Below are 8026 nucleotides of genomic sequence, written 5' to 3' on the forward strand. Positions count from 1 at the left end.
TGTAGGCACTTCCAAAGAAGGTCGGGAGTATGACAGGTTCCGGGGGCGCGTAATCTTTCCTATAATCAATTCGGCAGGTAAAGTAATCGCGTTCGGCGGTCGCGACCTCAAAGGAGGTATGGCGAAATACATTAATTCCCCCGAATCCAACGTATACAAAAAAAGCAATGAACTATATGGCATCTATCAGGCGCGGGCAGATATTGTCAGAGAAGACAAATGTTATCTGGTTGAGGGTTATCTTGACGTAATTGGAATGTGGCAGTCGGGGATGCGCAACACAGTCGCGTCATCCGGCACAGCCCTGACTGACGGACAAATTGCCCTGATTCACCGTTTCACTGAAAATATCACTCTAATTTACGATGGTGATGCGGCAGGCATAAAGGCATCTCTCAGAGGAATCGACATGCTCTTGAACCATAAGATGAAAGTCAAGGTTCTTCTGCTGCCTGATGGAGATGACCCTGATTCTTTTGCACGCAAACATACTTCCGAGGAGTTTAGAAAATATGTGGCAGAACATGAGACTGACATAATCCGATTCAAGGCTCAGGTTCTTCTTGCAGACATAAAAAAGGATCCTCAGAAAAGAATAGAGGCTGTGAACAGCGTTGTGCAGTCTATCGCTCATATCGCAGATCCTGTTTCAAGAGATGTCTATATTCAGGAATGCGCATCAATTCTTGGCATTCAGGAAGACACAATCGCAAAATCGGTGGCAAGAGTAAGAGGGACATTGGTTGAGAAATGGAAACAAGACCGTATCAAGCGTGAATTTCCCATAACGTCTGAATCCGCACAGACTGCAAATCCGGCACACCCTTCCGGTAATGGAGGAAATATGCCTGCCGGTATTTCAGAAAACACACAACCTTTAAAACCACTCTCAAAGATAGCATACTCATCACCTATGTTGCCTTTGGAGAAAGTTGTAATAGAATACTGCCTGAAATATGGCTTTCTGGAGCTCTGCACAATTGTCAATGATGACAACTCCGAGACATCTGTTTCTGTCCTTGATTTTGTATCAGAAGAGCTTGAAGCAGACAACCAGTCTTTCTCGGTCAATATATTTGACAGGATATTCCGTCTTCTTAAAGATATGAAGGAAGAATATGCGGTTGCATACGAACATTTCTCTCAGAAACTTGATGAATCCTTAGACCGACAACGTAAGGAAGGCATAGAGAAGATAGCAGCCTCGGATTTGTCTGTAATTGAAATTGAAAGGGCTGAAAAAAAACTTGAAAACGAACTGGAATCAAAACGGGCAGAAGATCTGATTGAGTTCTCAAAAGATTATCCCGGCAGACAGCTCGCAAGCCATGAGGACGGAGAAGTAAGACATGTGGTCACCGAACTTATCCGTGAACGGCATCAGCTAAGTCATATATATATGCGCGACAACAATTATGTTGAACGTGACGAGGATCGCCTGAGCCAGCTGGTGCCCAGAGCAATGACAGAATGGAAAAACGAATTGCTGAATCTTCGGCTTAAAGAGCTGTTCTCCCGCTTTCACGAAATCTCCGGAAAGGGAGATACAGAAGAAGAAAGTAAACTGATGATGGAAATGAACGCCATTATGCGTTTACGGTCACAGGTCGCTAAAGATATAGGCGACAGAATATTGTCACCTCGTTCTAAAACTATCCGTTAAGGAAATTTTTTACGTAGCAAGACATTATCCATAGTCACTGCTCTCTTGACTGCTCCATTAATTTTCTTACTTCAGATTCAAATTCGTCATCTGCCATATCCCATGGAATCCAGTTGATTTTGATTCCTCTTTTTTCCATGCCGCGAAACCACGTCATCTGACGTTTGGCAAATTGGTGGATTGCTGTTTCAAGATTAGTGAACATTTCTTTATATGTTGACTTCCCGGTCACATATAATGTCACAAACTTATATTCCAGACCGTAATATATAAGATCGTCTGCTGATATTCCGCGGTCAAGCAATCCTTTGACTTCCTCTATCATTCCCTCATTAATGCGGGCTTCAAGTCGCTGTGTGATTTTCTGTCTGCGCTCTTCTCGGGGTATGTCGATTCCTATAACCAATGCATTAAGAGGTTTAGCTTCTGCTTTCCTTGTCAATGCCGCCTCTTCAGGATGGTTGCGGTAATACTCCTCAATTTCAATCGCTCGTATCGCACGCTTGCAATTGTCAACATCAGTCTTGTTATGCAATTGTTTGTATGTCCTTAGAATTGATTCGAGTTCAATAATATTTTTGGTTGCCAAAGAATCTCGTAAAAGCCTGTTCTCAGGAACTTCCGGCATTCTGATTCCGTTAAGGGCATTTTCCACATACATGCCCGTACCGCCGCAGACTACGGCTAATTTTCCCCGATGTTTTATTTGGTCCAATGCCGTGCGGAATGCGGCAAGATAGCGGTGCAGGTTAAACTTCTCCCCCGCTTCGGCAATATCAATAAGATGATACGGGATATCTCCATATTCACAGAGGTCTTTACCTGTGCCAATAGTCATCCCTTTGTATAGCTGCCGGGAGTCTGCCGATATTATCTCGCCGCCCGACATACGTGCGATTGCCACAGCGCGTCTTGTCTTGCCGCTTGCCGTAGGTCCTACAACTGCAACTGCATCTAATTCCATTGATTGGCTTTCTTGTTGTCACTGCCCGATGTCATGTTCCGGAACCATCTCTTTACCCGATACATCGGTGTGTCTGAATTAAACATCGAAATCCTTATCCATTTATCATCTTGAAAATCAAGATGCGATTCCTTAACTTCCTTCAACGTAAATGTAGGACGATAAGATTTCAGTTTATTTTTACGGAATCCTCTCTCGTCAAACAATTTGTATGTAAGCATTATTGTCGCAAGCCTTGTTATATCCGACACGCATATCGTCGCAAGCTTGTCGGGATTGTATGAATAAATCCTTTTCAGATCTTTAAAAGCCATCCACTCGCCGTCAACATTCAGTTCCGGATAATCCTCCGGTTTCCCTTCAAGAAAATAAAAGTATCTCAACATGGAATTACGCTCCATATCCATCATCTTACGTCCGAAAAAGAAACGTAGATCTCCATTATTGATACCGGTCATCCTTCTGATGATATTTGTCACTTCGGGAATAGTTATACCGTTTACAGAACGTTTCGTAAAAAAGGGAGTGTCAATTACCGGTCTGAACGTTATCTTGGGATCCGCAGTCTTGATGTTCATATAGACATATTCCTTACATATCACATAATATCGTATGTAAGTCTTGGCAGTCATGTCGCGAAGTTCTTCCTGCGTTACAATCTCATTAATCTCGCGCATGTCGAGATAAAGATTGTAATACCTGAAAATGAAATAGAACTCATCGAGCACAAATACTATTATCGTCAGCCACATGAACACATACCAGTCTCTTCCGTTGACATCAGTGTCAATGTAGAAAAACTTATAATATCCCCAGACTATAATAGTCAGAACTCCGAACAATATCAGAAGATTCCTGAGTTGAAGACGTGACTCATATTCAAGTATGCCTCCGATTTTTCCTCTTTCACGTGAATCGCCGTAATGAAGCTTACAGTCAACGCATATGCTCAATCTCCTTCCTCTCGCATAAATGACAACCATTGTAAGGAAACATATCGGACACAGCATCAAAGATGGTATGTAAGGATATGAGAAAAATGTAAATTCAGGAGGAAGCCATATAAATCCCCATATATACAATATATTTACAACAATACTTACAAACGAATAAGCTATCAGACAGAAAAAAATCGAATAAGAAACCACCATGCATGACGGGTGCTTGCTGATTTTATTGTTGTATAATACTGTATACAGGAACGCCGCAGCAATCAACGCGACTATTGGAGAGAAATAAAACGGAAGTAAGATGGAGAATGCGAGGACTCCGACAACAGTAAGCAGACCAACTGAAAGATTCTTCCAGAAGGTATACAATTGCAAACTGCTGACTTTACCTAAATCCTGCATTCTCTATAATAATTATATGGANTCGTACAGACCCACTGTTCAAAACGCTTATTTAAGATACGTTTTAAGGAAGTCCTCGATTTTTCTGAACAACATTACTCTGGCGTTACACATTCCAAGGCTATGCTCAAATCCGGCAAGTGCCATCATGTCGAAAACCTTTCCCTCATAATTCAACTTGGATGTATACTTAAGAGTGTTGTAGAAGTGAACGTTGTCATCGCTTGTGCCTGACATGATCAATAGTCTGGCGTTCATTCCGGAGGTATGGTTCAGTGCCGATGACGAGGCATATCCTCCTTCATTCTGCTGAGGTGTGCTCATATACCGTTCTGTGTATATCGAATCGTAATACCTCCAGTCTGTAACCGGGGCCATAGCCACTCCTGCTTTGAAGGGAGAGTTTGCCGACGAAAGTTCCATAAGTGTCATATAACCGCCGTAGCTCCAGCCGAAACATCCTACACGGGCAGCATCAACATATGGCAGAGATGCGAAATATCTCGCAGCGGCAATCTGATCCTGCGCTTCATATTCACCAAGATGGCGATATACGGAATTTGCCCATTCCCGTGAACGATAACCTGTGCCTCGCCCGTCTACTGCCGCTACCACGTAACCTGTCGATGCAAGATAATAGACACCCTCCATTTTCCAGCGGTTTGCCACCTCTTGAGAGTCAGGACCGTTATACTGCGTCATAAGGAGCGGATATCTTTTTNAACCGTCAAAATCAGCGGGCTTGATGATATATGCATTCATCTCTTCGCCATTCGCATTCTTTACGGTAAGAAATTCTTTTTTCGGAGCGGATGCATATTTTGCAGCATAAGCAGCATTGTTCTCAAGTTCTTTTATAACCGCACCACTTGAATCGCACACACTGTATGTCGTTGGAGTCAGTGCATTACTGTAAGTTCTCACATAATAATCCATGTTTGAGCTGAAAGATGCAGACTCAAAGCCATCTACATTGTTCATCGCTGACACGACACCTTTGGCATCGATTCGGATTACATTTCTGTTAATCGCACCTCTTACTGTAGCTTGAGCATAATGACAACCTGTCTTGGCTGATTTTCCGTAATACTGCGTTACATTCCAATCTCCTTTAGATAGCTGACGCAACATATTTCCGTTGTAATCATACTCATACAGATGACAATAGCCGGAACGTTCGCTTCCGATTACAAAAGATGACTTACCATAGCTCACCATCTGGTATATGGATGGACTGAGCCATGCGTTGCTTCTCTCCTCAAGCAGCATGGTGGCGACTGTAGAACCGGGATTAACCTTGTAAAGACACAGATGATTCTGGTCTCTGTTCAAAGTCATGACCATAAGATTGCTTCCGCTTCCGTCATATTCAATCGAGGGGATATATGATTCGACCGGAATATCCATGGTTTTTGTGGTGCGGTTGTCTATATTATAGACTTTTACATCCACCTTGACGTTGGGATATCCAGCAAGAGGATATTTATATGTGTATTGAGAGGGATATACATCCGACAAAGGATTGCTGTCGCAGAAACTCTTATAGTTGTCGAAAGTATAAGTTGGAACCTCCGACTCATCGAAACGCATGTAGGCGAGCGATGTGTCATCTCCGCTCCAGCGGATTGTATTCACCACTCCGAACTCTTCCTCGTAACTCCAGTCTGACACCCCGTTGATAATGCGGTTTATTTCACCATCGCTGGTTATCGGTTTGTCTGTGCCGTAATCAAGATTGGATATAAAGATATTGTTGTCACGTACGTAAGCTACCATTCTTCCATCGTGCGACAAAACCGCTCCTCTCTGCGCTCCCGATTCCGAAACGCGTTTGAGTGTGGATCGCATTACATCGTAAACAAAATACTGGGCAGTGAATGAATGTCTGTATATTTTGTCGACATTGTTCCATAGAAGAATCTTTTTCCCGTTGTCGCTTACCTGATAACCGTCGAATGAGTCGATTTTCAGATCACCCTTTATTCCGTCAATGCTGAAAAGTGTGCCTATTTTCTTCCCTGTCTTGTATTCGAAAATATCAATGGAGCGTCCGTCCTCACTTATTGCCGCATAGGTGAGACCATCGGAAAGCGGTCTCATCTCCTTTATGGCAACAGGAGAATTTTTGCCAGGGGCTATATAATCTTCTATTGTCAAAGCCGAAGCATTTAGACTCCCAGCCAAAGCTAAGGTTACAATGGAGCAACCTGCGATACCTTTTAAATCCATATCTTTAAAATTTATCGCAATCAATAAGACCTTGCGAAAATTACACGCTGCGCGGAGGGTTTGCCTGTTACCATACATTCTCCCGGAGTCTTGTCACCATCCAACGGAATGCATCTGATTGTAGCTTTCGTCTCCTCCTTGATTCTCTCTTCTGTCTCTGTAGTGCCGTCCCAATGCGCGAGAATGAAGCCGCCTTTCTCTATCTCGGTCTTGAATTCTTCGTAAGTATCTACCTTGCGAATCATCGAATCGCGATATTCAAGAGCCTTACGGAAGATGTTTGTCTGTATATCTTCAAGCATATCCTTTACATATGCAGCTATACCCTCAAGCGGTGCCATATGTTTTTCAAGTGTGTCACGACGCATCACCTCTACAGTTCCGTTCTCAATATCGCGGGCTCCGATAGCAAGACGAACCGGCACACCCTTGACCTCGTAATCTGCAAATTTGAAGCCGGGACGCTTGTTTTCAGCATCGTCATACTTAACGCTGATACCCATGCCTTTGAGTTCCTCTATTACAGGAGTTATCCTTGCGGATATTTCGGCAAGTTGCTCTTCATTCTTGTAGATAGGCACAATAACCACTTGTATAGGAGCAAGATGCGGCGGAAGAACGAGACCGTTGTCATCAGAATGAGTCATAATCAATGCACCCATCAGACGAGTGGACACTCCCCATGAATTCGCCCATACATATTCGGGTTTATTTTCCTTGTTTACAAATGTCACATCGAACGCTTTTGCAAAATTCTGACCGAGGTTATGACTTGTGCCTGCCTGCAACGCCTTGCCGTCCTGCATCATTGCCTCGATTGTATAGGTATTCAATGCGCCAGCAAATCTTTCGTTGGCTGTCTTCACTCCGATAATTACAGGCATAGCCATGTAATCTCTTGCAAACTGAGCATAAAGATTAATCATCTGCACAGTGCGGTTTTCAGACTCTTCAGACGTTGCGTGAGCGCAGTGCCCTTCTTGCCAAAGGAATTCAGCGGTACGCAGGAACATACGTGTGCGCATCTCCCAACGCATCACATTCGCCCATTGGTTACACAACAAAGGGAGATCACGATAGCTGTGAATCCAGTTCTTGTATGTTCCCCAGATTATTGTTTCCGATGTCGGGCGAACTATAAGTTCCTCTTCAAGGCGTGCGGAAGGATCGACAATGACACCATTACCGTTAGGATCGTTCTTGAGTCTATAATGTGTCACAACAGCACATTCCTTGGCAAAGCCCTCTACATGCTCTGCCTCTCTGCACAAAAACGATTTAGGGATAAGCAATGGGAAATAAGCGTTCTGCACACCAGTCTCCTTGAACATCCTGTCAAGCTGCTGCTGCATTTTCTCCCAAATGGCGTATCCGTATGGTTTGATTACCATACATCCCCTTACTGCCGACTGCTCGGCAAGATCGGCTTTTACCACCAGTTCGTTATACCACTGTGAGTAATTATCTGATCGTTTTGTGAAATTCTTTAGTTCTTTTGCCATGACTTATGGAAAATTTATTATCTGTGTTTTTATTGCCGCTTCTTTACGGACACTTTTACACGCAAAGTTAATAAATAATCATGACATATTCACTCTGGCAAGTCATAAATATTCCCTTTTCATCCAATTTTCTCGGATAAAAAGGGAAATTTGCAATCTTATGAACTGTTTCAATCAAGGAGTCCAATATCGGTACTCCCCCTTTCCTATACTCTGATAATATGCGTCTGATACAGGTTCCCTACTCTCAACTGGCAAGTGCAAAATTAGCGATTTGACGGAAGAAAACATTTTTAGGCGAGTCAAAATTCAGTTT

Annotated in this window: 5 protein-coding genes; 1 reads left to right on the forward strand and 4 read right to left on the reverse strand. The window is 43.2% G+C overall.

Going from position 1 to position 8026, the window contains the following annotated elements; all coding sequences use genetic code 11:
• A partial coding sequence (locus JX312_RS06050) for a DNA primase (RefSeq protein WP_204457390.1) occupies nucleotides 1-1663 on the forward strand: 1663 nt, incomplete at its 5' end.
• Nucleotides 1664-1697: 34 nt separating this feature from the next.
• On the opposite strand, the gene miaA is transcribed toward JX312_RS06050, so the two are convergent.
• The 4 genes from miaA to proS form a co-directional block, all read right to left on the reverse strand.
• Nucleotides 1698-2627 carry a tRNA (adenosine(37)-N6)-dimethylallyltransferase MiaA gene (miaA, locus tag JX312_RS06055; RefSeq protein ID WP_204457391.1) on the reverse strand — a complete coding sequence of 310 codons (930 nt, stop codon included), beginning with the start codon at nucleotides 2625-2627 and terminating at the stop codon, nucleotides 1698-1700.
• The gene (locus JX312_RS06060) at nucleotides 2618-3979 is read right to left on the reverse strand and encodes a hypothetical protein (RefSeq protein ID WP_128707295.1); all 1362 of its coding nucleotides are present in this window, start codon (nucleotides 3977-3979) and stop codon (nucleotides 2618-2620) included. The genes miaA and JX312_RS06060 overlap by 10 nt, the downstream gene beginning before the upstream one ends.
• Nucleotides 3980-4027: 48 nt before the next feature.
• Nucleotides 4028-6208: a S9 family peptidase gene (locus tag JX312_RS06065; RefSeq protein WP_204457392.1), complete on the reverse strand. Its 2181-nt coding sequence runs from the start codon at nucleotides 6206-6208 to the stop codon at nucleotides 4028-4030.
• A 20-nt stretch (nucleotides 6209-6228) separates the two neighbouring features.
• The gene (gene proS / locus JX312_RS06070) at nucleotides 6229-7710 is read right to left on the reverse strand and encodes a proline--tRNA ligase (RefSeq protein WP_123404673.1); all 1482 of its coding nucleotides are present in this window, start codon (nucleotides 7708-7710) and stop codon (nucleotides 6229-6231) included.
• Nucleotides 7711-8026: the final 316 nt, after the last annotated feature.

The sequence above is a fragment of the Barnesiella sp. CU968 genome, assembly GCF_905219685.1.
GTDB lineage: Bacteria > Bacteroidota > Bacteroidia > Bacteroidales > Muribaculaceae > Lepagella > Lepagella muris_A.